This window comes from Labilibaculum antarcticum, from assembly GCF_002356295.1.
Lineage (GTDB): Bacteria > Bacteroidota > Bacteroidia > Bacteroidales > Marinifilaceae > Labilibaculum > Labilibaculum antarcticum.
In genome coordinates this window covers 3,264,884-3,281,429 of record NZ_AP018042.1, presented here as the reverse complement: position 1 = coordinate 3,281,429, position 16,546 = coordinate 3,264,884, and the positions used below count along the sequence as shown (strand labels likewise).

The 16,546-nt window shown below is 35.2% G+C and carries 14 protein-coding genes and 1 other RNA gene; 4 read left to right on the top strand and 11 right to left on the bottom strand.

Annotated features, from left to right (window positions below; genetic code table 11):
• Window positions 1-12 precede the first annotated feature (12 nt).
• Window positions 13-1,200 (bottom strand): ATP-binding protein, encoded by a 1,188-nt coding sequence (locus ALGA_RS12945; RefSeq protein WP_096429698.1) that lies wholly within the window; start codon window positions 1,198-1,200, stop codon window positions 13-15.
• A gap of 282 nt (window positions 1,201-1,482) precedes the next feature.
• The gene (rho, locus tag ALGA_RS12940; protein WP_096429697.1) at window positions 1,483-3,330 is read right to left on the bottom strand and encodes a transcription termination factor Rho; all 1,848 of its coding nucleotides are present in this window, start codon (window positions 3,328-3,330) and stop codon (window positions 1,483-1,485) included.
• 323 nt (window positions 3,331-3,653) lie between these two features.
• Here rho and ALGA_RS12935 point away from each other — a divergent pair, with 323 nt between their 5' ends.
• Together ALGA_RS12935 and rpe are read left to right on the top strand one after the other, a co-directional pair.
• The gene (locus ALGA_RS12935) at window positions 3,654-4,520 is read left to right on the top strand and encodes a sigma-70 family RNA polymerase sigma factor (protein WP_096429696.1); all 867 of its coding nucleotides are present in this window, start codon (window positions 3,654-3,656) and stop codon (window positions 4,518-4,520) included.
• Window positions 4,521-4,631: 111 nt separating this feature from the next.
• The gene (rpe, locus tag ALGA_RS12930) at window positions 4,632-5,282 is read left to right on the top strand and encodes a ribulose-phosphate 3-epimerase (protein ID WP_096429695.1); all 651 of its coding nucleotides are present in this window, start codon (window positions 4,632-4,634) and stop codon (window positions 5,280-5,282) included.
• 40 nt (window positions 5,283-5,322) lie between these two features.
• Here rpe and ALGA_RS12925 read toward each other — a convergent pair whose 3' ends face one another.
• The gene (locus ALGA_RS12925) at window positions 5,323-6,555 is read right to left on the bottom strand and encodes an NAD(P)-dependent oxidoreductase (RefSeq protein WP_096429694.1); all 1,233 of its coding nucleotides are present in this window, start codon (window positions 6,553-6,555) and stop codon (window positions 5,323-5,325) included.
• A gap of 312 nt (window positions 6,556-6,867) precedes the next feature.
• On the opposite strand from ALGA_RS12925, the gene ssrA reads away from it, so the two are divergent.
• Window positions 6,868-7,270, top strand: a transfer-messenger RNA (tmRNA) gene (gene ssrA / locus ALGA_RS12920).
• A 305-nt stretch (window positions 7,271-7,575) separates the two neighbouring features.
• On the top strand, window positions 7,576-8,793 hold the full coding sequence (locus ALGA_RS12915) for a site-specific integrase (RefSeq protein ID WP_096429693.1): 1,218 nt from the start codon (window positions 7,576-7,578) through the stop codon (window positions 8,791-8,793).
• Window positions 8,794-8,933: 140 nt separating this feature from the next.
• Here ALGA_RS12915 and ALGA_RS12910 read toward each other — a convergent pair whose 3' ends face one another.
• From ALGA_RS12910 to ALGA_RS12875, 8 genes are all read right to left on the bottom strand, one after another.
• Window positions 8,934-9,890: a HipA domain-containing protein gene (locus ALGA_RS12910; RefSeq protein WP_197705556.1), complete on the bottom strand. Its 957-nt coding sequence runs from the start codon at window positions 9,888-9,890 to the stop codon at window positions 8,934-8,936.
• 32 nt (window positions 9,891-9,922) lie between these two features.
• Window positions 9,923-10,240, bottom strand: coding sequence for a HipA N-terminal domain-containing protein (locus ALGA_RS12905; RefSeq protein WP_096429692.1), 318 nt, complete (start codon window positions 10,238-10,240; stop codon window positions 9,923-9,925).
• 3 nt (window positions 10,241-10,243) lie between these two features.
• Window positions 10,244-10,447, bottom strand: a complete 204-nt coding sequence (locus ALGA_RS12900; RefSeq protein ID WP_096429691.1) for a helix-turn-helix transcriptional regulator — start codon at window positions 10,445-10,447, stop codon at window positions 10,244-10,246.
• 413 nt (window positions 10,448-10,860) lie between these two features.
• A complete protein-coding gene (locus ALGA_RS12895) occupies window positions 10,861-12,213 on the bottom strand; it encodes an RNA-binding domain-containing protein (protein ID WP_096429690.1) in 1,353 nt (450 codons plus the stop codon).
• Between the two features lie 166 nt (window positions 12,214-12,379).
• A complete protein-coding gene (locus ALGA_RS12890) occupies window positions 12,380-12,730 on the bottom strand; it encodes a hypothetical protein (protein ID WP_096429689.1) in 351 nt (116 codons plus the stop codon).
• Between the two features lie 489 nt (window positions 12,731-13,219).
• A complete protein-coding gene (locus tag ALGA_RS12885) occupies window positions 13,220-14,452 on the bottom strand; it encodes a type II toxin-antitoxin system HipA family toxin (RefSeq protein ID WP_096429688.1) in 1,233 nt (410 codons plus the stop codon).
• A gap of 3 nt (window positions 14,453-14,455) precedes the next feature.
• Window positions 14,456-14,734, bottom strand: coding sequence for a helix-turn-helix domain-containing protein (locus ALGA_RS12880; RefSeq protein ID WP_096429687.1), 279 nt, complete (start codon window positions 14,732-14,734; stop codon window positions 14,456-14,458).
• Between the two features lie 461 nt (window positions 14,735-15,195).
• On the bottom strand, window positions 15,196-16,053 hold the full coding sequence (locus tag ALGA_RS12875) for a PGN_0703 family putative restriction endonuclease (RefSeq protein ID WP_096429686.1): 858 nt from the start codon (window positions 16,051-16,053) through the stop codon (window positions 15,196-15,198).
• Between the last annotated feature and the right edge of the window lie 493 nt (window positions 16,054-16,546).

The window sequence follows — 16,546 nt, the reverse complement described above, 5'->3', positions numbered from 1 at the left end:
TTAACTAATTCTCTAATATAAAAAGCCGAACAACCAAAGAGGTATTTTATTTCCCTCTCCACGTTCTATCATGTCGGCAGCTATAAAAAAGTCTTCCGTTCTAAATTTAGATTCAGACGTATTTTCACTGCCGGTAATTTCAAAATTATACTTATCATTCACCAAGAAATGCCCTCTGTCGGTACTCGAAATATTTCTATCAGGCCCCACCTGATTGTAAAAAAATGTTTCTCGAAGGTTAGCTTCATTTACATTCTCCGGTGCAATAGCGTATAATAAATTTGTATTGTGCAAATAAACCTTATTTGGTTTCTTCGATGCATCTTTAAACCTCTCCGAAGAATTCAACAAACGAATTAATCGGGCATTTTTCAAATAACGCATGTAATTCATTATTGTAGCTCTTGATGTTTCAACATCATTTGCCAACTTACTTACATTTGGATGAAACGGTACGTTACATGAAATAATGTATAGCAATTTCTTCAATTTACAAAGATATTTCAATTCAATCTGGTTCAAATAAGTTATATCGAACTCTAACATCAAATTAATGATTTTCAAAAGATTATCGTTAAAACTTCTCTCTTCCTGGTAACAAGGATAATATCCAAATCTCATATAATCACTAAAATAAGCCAATGGGCGAACTTTCCCTAAAATTTCTTCTACAATATCTTCATGGTTCTCTAATAAATCTTCAAGAGTGTAGCGACGAAATTGATTTCCTGATTCGTAATTTAAAAACTCTCTAAACGACAAACCGTTTAAATAATATACGTTAACAATCCCTTTTAATTCCTCGTTTGTTTTTACACGAAGAATAGACGAACCTGTAAATATAATTTGTAAATCAGGATACTGCTCATAACAGATTCGCAAGCCTTTTGCCCATTCCGGGTACTTGTGAATTTGATCCAACAATAATATTTTACCACCTGTTTTATAAAACTCATCAATAAATGGAACTAATCCTTTCTCAGTAAAGAATAGATTGTTCAAATTAATGTATAAGCAATTTTTATCGTTTGCATGGTGCTCACGAATATAATCCAATAAAAAAGTTGTCTTTCCAACTCCTCTAGATCCTTTAATAGCTATTAGACGCTGCGACCAATCAATTTCATCAGCCAACTCACGTCTAATTGTGCCTTTCTTATGCTTCAACAAGCTATTATGAGTCTGTACTAAAGTGTTCATTTTCTGTAAAGTTTACTTCGCAAATCTATAGAATAAAAGCGGTATTTTGCTATCTAGACATTACAAAAAGCTTTTCTTTTTGCAATTTATACTTATTTAAAATAAGGAACTACAAAAACATAAACCACTAGCTATAAGAAAAATAGTCTTAACGTGCAATCAATACACCAATCCTACTCCACAATTGATTTTCATATAAATAAGCATTTTCAGTTTAAGGCAAAAGAAAGGGTAGTGACCACAATCACTACCCTTTTATATCTTTTATAAACAAAAAGTAATTTACTTATCGTTCATTGAGATTAAGAATTCTTCGTTCGATTTTGTTTTTCTCAAACGATCTTGCAAAAATTGCATTGCCTCAATCGAGTTCATATCTGTTAGATAATTTCGAAGAATCCAGATACGATTCAATTGATTTGGATCAAGAAGCAGATCATCACGACGAGTACTTGATGCCGTAATATCAACTGCTGGGAAGATGCGCTTGTTAGATAACTTACGATCTAATTGAAGCTCCATATTACCAGTACCTTTAAATTCTTCAAAGATAACATCATCCATTTTAGAACCCGTATCAGTCAATGCTGTCGCTAAAATAGTAAGCGATCCACCATTCTCGATATTTCTTGCTGCACCAAAGAAACGTTTTGGTTTGTGCAATGCATTTGCATCCACACCTCCAGAAAGAACTTTACCTGACGCAGGAGAAACAGTATTGTAGGCACGAGCTAATCGAGTTATTGAATCCAATAGAATTACAACATCATGACCACACTCTACCATACGTTTAGCTTTCTCCAAAACGATATTAGCAACACGTACATGGCGCTCAGCCGGCTCATCAAAAGTAGATGAAATAACCTCTGCATTTACGCTACGAGCCATATCTGTAACCTCTTCAGGACGCTCATCAATCAATAAAATGATCATGTAAGCTTCAGGATTGTTTGAAGCAATAGCATTGGCAATTTCTTTCAAAAGAACAGTTTTACCTGTTTTTGGCTGCGCAACAATAAGTCCTCGTTGTCCTTTCCCAATAGGAGCAAACATATCAACAAGACGTGTTGACATAGTGTTCATTCCTTTTCCAGTCAAGTTAAATTTCTCATTAGGAAATAAAGGAGTCAAATGATCAAAAGGCACACGATCCCGAATTACCTCAGGTAATCTGCCGTTAATTTTCGAGACCTTAATTAATGGAAAATATTTCTCACCTTCTTTTGGAGGACGAATCGTTCCATTAACCGTATCACCAGTTTTCAAACCAAACAATTTGATTTGCGACTGTGATACATATATATCATCAGGAGAATTTAAATAATTATAATCCGAAGAACGAAGGAATCCATAACCATCAGGCATGATTTCCAAAACACCTGAATTGTTAATTATTCCATCAAATTCAAATAATTTCTCTTTCTCACGTTTTTCAAAACGTTTTCTAGTTGGGCTTTCCTGTCCTTCAGGTTTTTCTGATTTCTCAGATCTTTCTGATTTTTCAATTTTAGTTGAAACTTCTTGCCCTTCAGACTTAACCTCCAACTCAGCTTTAGCCTCACCTTCAACCTTCGCCTGTCCTTCAGTCTTCTCCTGACGTTCTGATCTTGGCGATCTTGGTGGTCTTGGTGGTCTTGGTGGTCTTGGTGGTCTAACAGGTCTTTCGCCTGTCTGTGCAGTTTCATCTGTCACAGAATCAGAAACTGAAGCCACAACATCTGATTGCTCCTCTTTCTTCTCTTCTATTGAAGAACCTTCCACTTTTTCTACAACCTGCCTTTTATCTCTTCTAGGTTTTCTAGGAGCTTCCTTTTGTGTTGTATTTTCTTCTTGAGGAGCCACAGCATCTAAAGCATCTTTAGCTGGTTGCTCTGACTTTCTTCTTTTTGGCAAAATCGACCTGGATCGACTTTCCTCAGTCTTATTATCTCCTTCAGAACTCTTAGTTCTTTTTAGCGGAGTCTTTTTTTCTGGTGTTTTCCTTTCAGAAGCTACAATTGCCTGTTGATCAAGGATTCTGTAAATTAAATCCTGTTTCTTAAAAGACTCAATTTTTTTAACGTTGAGTTCTTTAGCGATTTCTCGTAATTCAGGCACAAGTTTCTTGTTTAATTCAAGAATATCGTACATAAATGATATATTAATATTTTTTGGGTGATTTTTTGTTTAGATAGAAATTGTATTTGGAAAAATAGGAAACCTGATCTTTCGACCTCTAAATGAGAAGAATTAATCTGAATTCAATTGCAATATTACGGAATTAGTTATAATTCACAAAAAAATAAATGGTTTTATTACTAAAATCCAAAATTTTAAATTGCAAAATAAGTTTATCAAAACTTAAAATAGCTCTTCTGAAAGCCCCACAAATTTCTTTTTATAAATGATTTTGCTATATTTAATATATAAACGAGAAGTGTTCCCTCGGATATAAATACCATTTAAAATCCACTATGAGACAACTAAAGATCACTAAACAGGTAACCAACAGAGAAACTCCGTCACTTGACAAGTATCTACATGAAATTGGGAAAGTCGATCTTATTTCTGCGGAAGAGGAGGTTCAACTAGCCAGGGAAATAAAGAAAGGCAATAAAAAAGCTCTGGATCGACTAATAAAATGCAATCTGCGTTTTGTTGTTTCCGTATCCAAACAATATCAAAATCAAGGACTTAGTCTCCCCGATTTGATTAATGAAGGAAACTTAGGACTAATTAAAGCAGCTCAACGATTTGATGAAACCAGAGGTTTCAAGTTCATATCTTACGCTGTTTGGTGGATTAGGCAATCTATTTTACAAGCTTTGGCCGAACAAGCTAGAATTGTGCGACTGCCATTAAACAAAATTGGTTCAATTAATAAAATCAACAAAACATTCGCTCAATTAGAGCAAGAGTATCAGCGGGAACCTTCCCCTGAAGAAATTGCTGTTATATTAGAAATGAGTCCTAAAGACGTAAAAGAAGCACTTAAAGCTTCTGGCAGGCACATCTCAATGGATGCTCCAATAAATCCTGATGAAGAAAATACTCTTTACGACATACTACTTAGTAGTGATGAAATTAGTCCGGATCAAAAGCTAATTCGGGATTCTCTTCGTAAAGAAATTGACAGATCCTTATCGACTCTTTCGAAACGCGAAGCTTCTATTATTAGATTGTATTTTGGTTTAAATGGGAAACCACCCTACTCTCTTGAAGAAATTGGGAAAGAATTTGGTCTAACACGAGAACGAGTTCGCCAGATTAAAGAGAAGGCAATCAAACGAATGAAAACAACGTTCCGAAGTAAAATACTTAAAACTTATTTAGGAGAATAATAAACATTTTAGGGTGAAAAGGAAAGGATAAGAATTAATGGTGAATTTTCATTTACCTACTCTTGTCCTTTTTTAATTATATTTGCGCCATATTTAAACGTAAACAACCAAATGCAAACATTAATTTCCCCTTCGCTATTAGCGGCTGATTTCACAAATTTAAAGACCGATATCGAAATGGTGAACAACAGTCAAGCCGATTGGTTTCACCTTGACATTATGGATGGGGTATTTGTACCTAACATATCATACGGATTGCCTATTGTAGAGCAGATAAAAAAAATTGCTGAAAAGCCATTAGATGTTCATCTGATGATTATTGATCCAGACCGATATGTTGAAGCTTTTAAAAAGGCAGGAGCTGATATTTTAACGGTTCATTACGAAGCGTGCACTCATCTGCACCGTACAATTCAAAACATTCACAGCCATGGCATGAAAGCCGGTGTATCGCTAAACCCTCATACTCCGGTTTCAGTTTTAGAAGAAATTATTACGGATATTGATTTAGTTCTGTTAATGAGTGTAAATCCCGGTTTTGGCGGTCAAAGTTTTATCGAGAACACCTATGCTAAAGTTGAAAAACTAGTTCAACTAATTAAAGAAAAAAATGCTTCTGTTACTATTGAAATTGATGGAGGTGTGAATCTGGAAACAGGAAAGAAATTAGTCGAAGCTGGAGCCAATGCTTTAGTTGCCGGAAGCTTTGTATTTAGGTCAGATGACCCAAACCAAACCATATCCGATCTGAAAAATCTATAAAATTTAGAAGACCAAATGCACACACATTTGGTCTTTTTTTTTATACTTTCACAGCTTCTTTTCCTTCCAGGTAATCCTGAAGATATGCAAATTGAGGTGTCAACCAGCCCTCTTTCACAATTGTTGCCCGCTCAATTATTCCATCTGGGTCATCAGCTAAAAGCGCTTCATACACATTCTGATACAAAGCCTCTCCAAAATCAATTGAAGAATCACGAGGCAATTCACCAGGCAAATTATCGACAGCCATAACTGTGACATTTCTCTTATCTACAAAAGGAATAGCCTCCTCTTCACTAAATCGATCGTAACCATAAAATGAGGATGCAATTGTTGAAGCGCGAAGGGTTGATACAATGGGGCCATTTAAATCACAACTAACATCTGCTATTACAGAGATGTTAAAATCCTCATCTTTGTAATCTTCTGCACATATAAACTTAGGCGACTTTGGATCCCAGTAATGACATGCAATAAATAAATCAGTTACTTTAGTAAAAGGCTTAAATGTTGATTGATACATTTCAGGGTTATCGTAAAAATCCTGAAGATTAAATTCAATTCCATCTTTCCGTTCCACATAGTTTTCTGGATCAATTCGACAAACGACTGGCTCTTTGAAATTTTCTTTTAAAAATTGTTCCGGCGTAACCTCTTTTAAATTTAAAATTCGAAGTGTCTGCATGGCTCCCATTGCAACTCGTCCACCTCCGGTAATTAATATTTTTATGGGTTTTAAACTAATTTTTTTAAGATGTAAATACATCTCTTCCATATCCTTACAAGAACTAGCTGGTGGTAAATCGAAGAAGTCGGTACGCAAACCTCTAGCTACGAGCGCCTTGTATGCGCCTACCACACCAGCCCAATGACCAAAAGCCACCAAACGTTTATTACAATTATCTTTCAAATACTCATAATCAATCAAGGTTATATTTCTTTTGATTATTTGAAGCAACAACTCTCTATTATAGATTTGCTTTTTTGCAACATGTGAAAAAAACAAATAGGTTTTATTGGGAATTAAAGTCGGAATGGCAACCTCTTTCACTCCAATCAGGATATCACAATCCCGTAAGTCTTCCGTTAAAAAAAATCCTTGTTCTCGATATTCCACATCGGAAAAACAACGAATATCACTCGGCTGAATGAATATACTAACATTAGGGTATTTATTAAGAATTTGCAGGCCTGTTACCGGCGGAATTGCGACTCTTCTATCAGGTGGATTTTTAGTTTCCCGAAGTACTCCGATTCTAATTCTTTTGTTCATACGATTCCTTTATTAACGCAAGTGTGTGATTTAATGCAATTAATGACTATTAAGATAATAATAAAAAGTACGAATCTCTGTATTCATGCTCAATTAATTATTTAATTACAATAGGAAATCAATCTCTCAGCTTAGCAATCACCAAACCGATTCGATCACAAGCAATATCTAAACAAACCCCATTACACTATTTATTCATTACTGATCCTTAAGCTTCTATCAACACGAACTAAAATATAATGCATATTCCGAAAGCTTTCCATGAAAAAATCACGTGAACTGTGGGAATTTTACTAATTTTGTATCAATTCTGGGGCTGACGTGGATTTTGACAGCATGTAGAATTAGTATGTAAGCATGTCGAGCGTTGTTATTCCAGCTCGTAAATATCGGATATCAAACTTTTCAATTGGCGAAAATAACTACGCTCTTGCTGCTTAATCGAATCAAGTAGATTAATGCTTCATCACCACTCTAGGAGTGGAGACGAGACATCCAACTCATGGTTTCCACCTTGTTCCGGTGAGTAATTGGATGCTATCAATTCAGGGTTAGTCTGCTTCATGCTTTGGGAAGTGGGCGAAATTAAGAAGATAAGATAAAGTCTCGGGTGTGCTTTCCCTAACTTTGTACGAAAATTAATAAATCACTACACATGTAGAAAGCTTATTGATCGCGTGTTTGGACCAGGGTTCGATTCCCTGCAGCTCCACTTATTATGATTCATTTAAGAGCAAAAGACTGTAAATCAAGCGATTTACAGTTTTTTTTATTTTATTTAACGCCATCTAACCCCATATAAAACCATTACTTGGGTGAACCCTCAGGTGACCTAAACCTATTTAACACAGAGGTCACCAGAATCTCCATAACTAACTGACCTGAAAATTATTAAATAATTTTAATAATTTTTTAAGCTTGACAATTAATTGTTTTTTTTGTAATTTGAGTTAACAAAACGGCTCATCTTAAATTTAGCTCAATACGATGCAATAAAACAAATAAACATAATTATTGGTCATGAATTCATTCTCAATTTTAAATATCAGTTTCCTATTGAGGAAAAACAAAGAAAACAAAATCGGCGAATACCCAATATACATGCGTGCTGCAATAGGAGATGAACGCATTGAGGTTTCAACTGGCAGATCCATTTCGCAGGGTGACTGGGACAGTAAAACAGGTAGGGCAAATGCAAAAAAGATAGGCGGCACCCACCTCAATTATTTCCTAGATACGCTTCGCAATAATCTTTATGATCACCATACTGAGATGATAAAAAATGGAGATTTCGTTACTGCAAAAAAATTAAAAGAAAGATTTTTAGGCATAGAAGAAGACCAAAGAAGTCTCCTCGAAGTTTTCGAATACCACAACCAACAAATGAAAGAATTAGTAGGACTTAGCTATGCTCCCGCTACGGTAAAACGATATGATACAACAATTGATCACGTTCAAAGATTCTTAAATCATCAATACAAACGAAAAGATATTCCTTTACGTCAAATAAAATATTCCTTTATCACAGACCTTGAACACTATTTCAAGACAGTACGCAAATGCAATCACAATAGCACGTTAAAGTATATTAAGAATGTACGAAAAGTGATCAACCTTGCGATCAAAAATGAATGGTTAGACAGAGATCCCTTTGCTAAATACCAAGCAAAACTAGTTGAAGTAAAACGAGAATATATCAACAAAGAAGAATTGCAAAGATTAGAGGCCCTCAAACTTTCTGTTATGCGCCTCAACATGGTTCGTGACATGTTCATTTTCGCTTGCTACTCTGGGCTTGCCTATGTTGACATTTCAAATCTGACAAAAGACAATATTCGAATTGGCATAGATGGATACAAATGGATTATTACGGAACGCAATAAGACCAAGACTCCATCCAACATTCCTTTACTTCCAAAAGCTGCTGAGCTTGTTATAAAATATGAAGATTTTCCCGGGAAGAAAACTGACGATCACATTTTCCCAAATTTTAGCAATCAAAAATTAAATGCCTACTTAAAAGAACTTGCAGACTTAGCATCTATCGATAAAAACATAACCTTTCACATTGCACGCCATACTTTCGCAACAACAGTTACTTTAGCCAATGGAGTTCCAATTGAATCAATTAGTTCTATGCTTGGTCATAAAAGCATTCGTACAACACAGATTTATTCTAAAGTTGTTAATGAAAAAGTCAGCAAAGACATGATCAAACTAAAAAAGAAACTCAAGTAGACCGTTTATACTCTTCCATCATTAAATTCAAGACTAATAATGTATGATACTTTTAGCAATTTTAGCTGTATTTGTAAAAACTATTTAATGTTATGGGTATATTTTTGCTGCTATTAACAAAGGAGAGAACGCCATATTTTCTATTCAATTTTCATATCCAATCTCTTAGCCCGCTCTTTAATTAATACGATATAGGCTTTTTTCATTTCTGAAGGAAGAAAACTAACATCAATCATTTCAACCCAAGAAGGCATCGTTTTCTCAAATTTTGCAAAAATATTATTTTGTGTTTTCTCGGGCATTTCAAACAGATCAAAGGCAAAGATGAAATCTTTACGCTTAATCTTCTTCTTTTTTGCATTGAGTGTTAATGCTAAATCCTCATCATCGTCACTCATTACGAGTACTGTTGAAAGCATATCATATGCCGGAGTTAACACATAGCCTAATACCGGATTATTTATCAAGGAGAAATTCTTCAAATGCATATCGGCATTACCCGTCAGAAAAGAAAACAAGACCTGCTCAAAGAAATTAATGAGATCCAAACCCGGATTGCTTGAATATTTCTGTATCGCTTTCCCTATTTGCTCATAAGATCCACGGTATTTGAATTCCGTTAGTCTCTCGGTTAATTGGCACATATCTTCCATGTGGATCTTCTTCCCCTCTACCCGATCTATTCTCTTGGTGATATAAGCAAGCTTACCATTATTTAAACGAATTAATGAATGTGGCACAGTAGCAATCTTCGAAAGCGTTGCCAAATTCATGGTAAGATCTTCCAATTCAGGCAAACTCGGAAATTGCTTTGTTGGTGGTTTTAAAATATAGCCTCCCCATAGGCCCACAATGGTAAAACGTCTTTCTTTTTCATCTTCTGGATTCTTTGCAATTTCCAAAGAAAGTTTGGGCTGAACCCCTGTTACTGCAATTTGACTTTTAATGACCTGATCAGCCAATTCTAACATTTGATCTTCGGAGTAGTCCAGTTCGGGCACCTCTTTGGAATTAAATATTTTCTTACAGCATGCTGGATGAAAATCGATTTGTCCTTTTTTCAAAGGCTTGTAACAGTATAGACAAGTTTCTATCATAGCAAATGATTTGTACAATTTGGGAAATGAGATTAAACTTCAGCGATGATACTAACGGCTCCAATGCAATCTTTGCAACAAGCCATTAATAAACCCATACGATCCGTTTCACGGATTTTCCAGTTTTTCTCTGCGATATCGAGTAACCATCCTTCGGGAATAAGACCATCGAAAAAAGGAAACATTGTGGCACTCTTGTAGGCCTCAACGCTGAGTGGTAATGTTAGACTAATGGCCTCTATGTTTGCAGTCTGAAGAAAGGATTCTTCATAAGCAAAAACAAAACCTTCTTCACTTTCGAATAGAGTTCCTGCCCAATGATCGTGCATGTAAACTTTTGCTTTTCGCATGGCTTAGATATTTTTATTTAAAGACACTGGGCCCAACTCCTGACCAAATAAGTTTAGCACCTGATTGACTTTATCCATTCTCAAAGTGAGTTTACCCTGTTCCAGATCACGTATAAATCGAATACCAACTCCGGCTTTATCGGCTAAATCCTGTTGAGTTAGATTCAGTAATTTTCTTTTTTCTTTTGTAAATAGGGATAGTGACATCTGCGCAATTTTTATACAAGTATACCTTATCGGGTATAAATATACGATATTTTGCGTAATTATACCTCATCGGGTATAAAACATTGATTTGGAGTATAGATTATACCTTTTCGGGTATAGTTTGAATTTAAAAGATCTGAATTTATTTTAAACGCTGTCTAGGCTGAAAAAAGACACTCACAGGTTATTTTTACGGGATTAAAAATCCCCAACTCCTTACCTGAAAATTACAAATCTGCGGAAGCACAGTCATTAGAGTCTCTTAATCGTAACATACTGGAATTGAAATGATATACCATAGCTTTCAGATCTTCTTTAATCAGCAACTCTTCAGGAACTCAGTCCTGTTTTCCTTCGGTAAATTTCATTGTTTTTATATTTGTGGATCTTCTATTGGACCACCTCAATATGATTTATACTTTTTTGATTTTCCAATATCCTCTATTACCTCCAACCCTCACAATAGCTCCCTTATCTCTTAATGCTTCAATGTGAGTTTGTACCGCAGAAACGTTAATATCTAGTATTTCAGCAAGTCTTCTTCTTGAAAGTTTAGGATCATTCTTAATGTGATCAAGAACTTCTTGTTGCCTAGGAGTTAAAGTTATTGGACCACCTATTGGACCACCTATTGGACCACTATCCTTAACCTGTTCATCTGCAGGTTGTGCAGTAATTTGATTCAAATCAACAACAGCATTAGCAGGAAAAATCATTCTCAAAAAATTATCAGAGAATTTGAAACATTCTTTTCCATAAGATTCTAATATCCTAGGAACTCCCGATCCAAGTTGTTCTACCAAATCAATATCTTTGTAGATTCTCATGATCTCTTTATTACGAGGCACTGAAAAACCTTCAAAAAACTCATCCTGGCTTAGCCCTTCAGGAAGTCCTCCCGTTGAAGTAATTTCAATTCTATCGGAGAAGATTTCGAACTTAGGAGGAACTTCCCTTGTAAAATCGTTGTGAACAAAAGCATTTACGATCGCCTCACGAAGCGCTACATCATTCCAAAGTCTTTTTTCCTGTCTTTCTTTGGCTGTTATTTTGGTAATCGTTTTGTTCTCTAATTCAATTTTGTCTATAACTTGTTTTGTCGCTTTTATCAAAGAACAAAACCCATATTCATTACTCTCAATAAGATCTGCACGTCCTTCGCCTTTATATTTTGCAACTTTAATGGAAGTGTTGTTGTTATCAGCCATAAGGTAGGCCACGTAATTCAAAGCACCTTTCTCAGTTAAAAGTTCCAAATTGGTAGTGAATTGATTATTCAATTTTTTACCTGATGCTTCGTAATAAATCTGTAATTGTTCAAACTTTAGGTTTTGCTGGTTTGACTTAATTTTCCCGAGAGAATTCCGGGTACGCTTCGCGAACAATTCATCAATCATTTTTTGAGGGATGGGTTCAGCTGACGATCCAACCCTGATAAAACATCCTTTTTCCGACATTCCGTTTTTTCGAACGTAGTAAGGTTTTTCAGAACCACTGGCAATAATAATCTTTACAATATCTTTTCCATCCCTGTTTTCGCATACAACGTCAAATAAGCCCATACAAGATGGAACAATATTATTTTTTAACCGATCTTTAATAATCAGTTGTACATGATCAGCATCCTCCAAACCAACAATAACACCATACTTGTCGATACCAATAAAAATATTACCACCTTCTTTGTAATTCAAAAAAGCGACAACTTCTTTTTCCAATTCAGGAGTTAATTGTTTTTTGTATTCTATGCGATTGGATTCTGTCATGTTTATTTCATTTATTCACCAACTTGGGAAAACACCCTTAGGTGAAAATAGTATTTTTCAATAGCTCACCATACTAACAAGTGGATATTCACTCACTTATCCATCTGCATATTCACTTAGCTAAGTCCGGAATGTCCAGTTTATCAATTAAAAAACTGGACAAATCTTAAAACTCTTCTTTTTCAATTTTACCATTCGCAACATCAATAACCACTGATTGAATGGAATAATCCAAGTACTCTTCAAACATTTTCCAGTTCCTATTTTTAGGCCACAGCTCATCATCTTGGCACCAATCAAAAAGTATTTCCTCTAAAATTGGTTCAAAATTATCTTTTAAATATTGCAAAGATTCTTCCGTATAATTCATCTCTGGAATCAAATAAACATTGGCATTATCGTGCTTTCCTAAAGCATCTAGCGATATTGGATCTTCTGGAAAAATACTGTTTACCCAATTTAATAAGGCTTGCTTAGGTCTTACGATTAAGGCATTTCTGTTTACTGTTTCGAACATCTGGTTTTGTTTTTATTCAATCATTTTATTAACCTTTGCCAGTCGAACTTCTTATCATCTCAATTTGGACAAAAGAGAATCTTGTGTTTTTGTGAGCTTATTTATTTGAATTGTTGATAATCTTCCCTTTTTCGAATGTCTCAATCACAGCCAATAATTAGATTCGTTTGTGGGGATGGAATCGTATTTAGTTACTGCTCTTTTAAAATTCACCCTGTTATTAATAACCATCTCCATATACTTTCAGCACAAACAAATTTATCATTTTTAATAGAATCCTTTACAATTGGAAATCAAACTTTTCTCAATTTTTATATTTCCCCTTGGGTAAGAATCAGGATTAAAAATACAGCAAACTTTACCCACAAATTACAAAAAAGTTGAAGAGCTAATATTGAAAAATAGCGAAAATGGGCAAAAGGATTTTGGAATCCCTAGCAACCTTTTTCCCGAAACCCGAGGAGAGAACGACATATTTCCTGTATGTATTCAAATTTTATTTAACTTATTAAAAGTCTTTTCAATTTCTGAAACTACATTTTTGGAAACCCCACAAGTTTGCGCAATCAGCCTCCAATTGGTAAGGGCCTCTCTGACCTGTTCCAAAATTAAATCAGGTCTTTTGATTCCAAAATGATCTGCCAATTTCAGTAAGTGTTTTTCTCCTGGATTCTTACTCTCTCCTGCCACCATGGTGCTGTGTATGCCATAAGCTGAAGTGGAGAATGTGAGATCATAAGCAGGTGCCATTTTCCAGTTTCCTTTGCCATCCATTAAAAAGGAGAAGTTTTTACTGTGATCATCCCGGTTGTGGGCAAACACATTAAACGCAGCAAGACGAAAGACTTTTTCATAGGCATTTACATGCTTTTCCAGTCGAAATGCACAATCCATCAGATGGCCGTAATCCATTGTACTCATTCGGAAATTATCGTGCATTAAACCACTTGCTGTATGTGCATGAAGTCTGCCCTTTACTGTTCTATCGAAACGCCTGGTGCCAAAGTAGGTTTGACCTGATTTGCCATGAAACAATTGACAATCACTCATTTCTATTCCTGCTTTCAGAGCCATCTGATAGTAAACATATTCGATTTTGGCAATTTCCGCATTGTCCTGGGATGATGGAAATTTAATCAACCACTCCTCAAAGCCATCCTGCATTTGATCATATCCATGAACCAGTTCATTGCTTTGTTTATTGAAGCCTACCAAAATCTTTGGTCTCGCTCCTCCTGAAGATCCACCCAAAGTAAAAAGTTCATCTATCATTTCAGTGCTTTCGCCTTTGAGAACATGTCGCATTTCCTCGGCAATGGCATCCAATTCCAATTGCTTGTCAAAATCAGGCCTGTCTTCCAATTGAGGCGCATAACAAAGAGCTCCCATTCCTGAACTTCCAACATAAGCCAATCGATCCATTGGACTTACTCCATAAATATCAATTCCCTTGGAACTTAAACTTCGATCTAAGAGTAATCTGCCCCAGCCATCGGGTAATGAATCGTTAAAAACGCCGTAAAGCCCATCAAATGGTTCTTTTTCAGAATTGTTTATCTCTCCCGTAAATGGAAGTTTTAGAGGTGAAATATTTAATCCTGTTTTTAGAAACTCCTGATGATATCGAAAATAAATCTGTCTGTTATTCAAGACCAACTCTCCTACCTCATAAGTTTTCCCTTCCAACTGAAGAGAGACCAATGTATTTTTTGTCTCTTCCATTATTTAAGCTTTTGAAGTAAATAAATTCTCAAGATTTGATTGATCTTCCCTAGGCTGAAATACATTTTCAAAATCTTTCAGACGATTCAGCAAGTGAGTCAGTTTAAGAAGTGATTCCAGTGAGATTTTTCCAGTATTTTCAAAACGCTTCAGGCTACCCAATGATACTCCAGATCGTTCAGCCATCTCTGTTTGAGATAACTTTAATTGTTTGCGCAAAGCCTTGTGACGTACCGCCAATGCTTTACTCACTTCGGCTGGTGTTGTTGAGAGTGAATACATATAGCTAATATTTTAACTAAAAATACATATTTAATCGCTAAATAGCTAATATATTAACCAATTACAATATGTAAATCGATTCACTATATAAGCTAAATAGATAAAAAGGATGAGATTTATCCCGATGCTCGGAACCAGAAAAGCAGGAATGGAACTACCCAAGAAGAGAACGGCCTATTTCCTTTTTCACAAAAAAAAAAGGATTACAAATCTGCGGGAGCTGGTACATGATTTTGAACAAATTGTGGCGTTCCCGAGAATCGGGACAGGCTGTACCTCCCCACATTAACAAGTTGTATTTGAAACCACCGGCAGGGCGAAAAGCCACTGACGGGGTGAATTGGAATCCAATGTTTCCTCTGAATACTATGCCCTATTTGATATTGTAAGGGGATTGAAAATCCTAACTCTTTGCCCACAGATTACAAATCTGCGGAAGATGGGGGGGGATTTCCGAATTATTAATCCGTAGCCTTTACGAAATACTTCTCTCCAAATTCAATCATCTGATTCTTTAAAGCTTCGCCTTTAAGGTTGGTTGATATGTAATTGTAAATATCCTCCCAATACGTGTTGTAAAGGTTTGCTTGGTATGCCTCTTTAAGTATGTTCGTTTTGGCTTTACTAGCTTGTTGATTTATTTTTTTGTTTTCTTTTGGATAAAGAAATACCACATACTTATCGTCTCCCACATGAATAAGGTTGCGGATGATTTGGTAATGGCTGAAGAAAGTATCCTTATTGGTATACTCATTAGCAATTACTTGCATATTATGCTTGTAAACAGCCTCATATTTACTGATATGATCTTGGTCATTTTTGGCCTTACCAAACTGCCCTTCTGTATATTTTATCTCGAAGTAAAATTCTTTGCCCGACTCCGTTTTAAAGTAAAAATCAAAATTAGTAGGTCGATACTTACCAATAGAATCTATTGGTGAATCTTTCTCAAAAACAGCTGTTTTCTTCTCTATTTTCTCATTTTTAAAACCTAGAAACTCGCTTAGTAAATGCAATTGATTTTCTACTATTAATGGATAGAAAAAGTTGATACACATAGCTTGCGATGAATTGAGATGATGGAAGTAAATATGTTTCTTTATTTTACTCAATTCACTATTATAAAACTGATCCCGATACTTTTCAAGAATATTGAATTTATAATCTTCTCGATAATTAGAAAAAGCATAACCAAGTTCTTTATTTATAGATTTGGGACGCCATATCCCATTTTTCATACTTGGATATTTATCCGCTTTGTAGGTAGTTAAGTGTTTTTTTACTTTTTCGTGAAAATTCACAATCTCTTTCTTGCTCATAACAGTTAATAGATTAAATTCATATCCATGATTCTCTTCCCTAATTATTCAATATACATAATTGAAAAGCTATCGATTTCAAGGAATGATTTCATTCCGAGGTATTTTTGAATCTGCTTTAATTCTTTAACATACATCTGATAGGTGTCACTTTTAAATGATTCCAAACTAGGGTATGTTTTGCCTAAGTCTGTTAAAACGACCAATGGATTTTAATTCAGATTGGCAATTTATTTGGTGCGAAACTCATAAGTATTTCGGTTGTAATATTTCTTCCGACACCACTTATTTCACCTATTTGTTGTTTCTCCTTTACAAATTACACTACTTCCATAAAAGCATCTCCTTCATTTTTATCTATACATTTCGCAACTTTTTTTACTATTTATCTAAAGGAATCTAGATTTTATAGTGTTTTATATGTTGCTCTATGAATACAGCCAGAGTGCCACAATTTGAGTTTGTATTCTTTATGACCAACGAGTTGACCAAA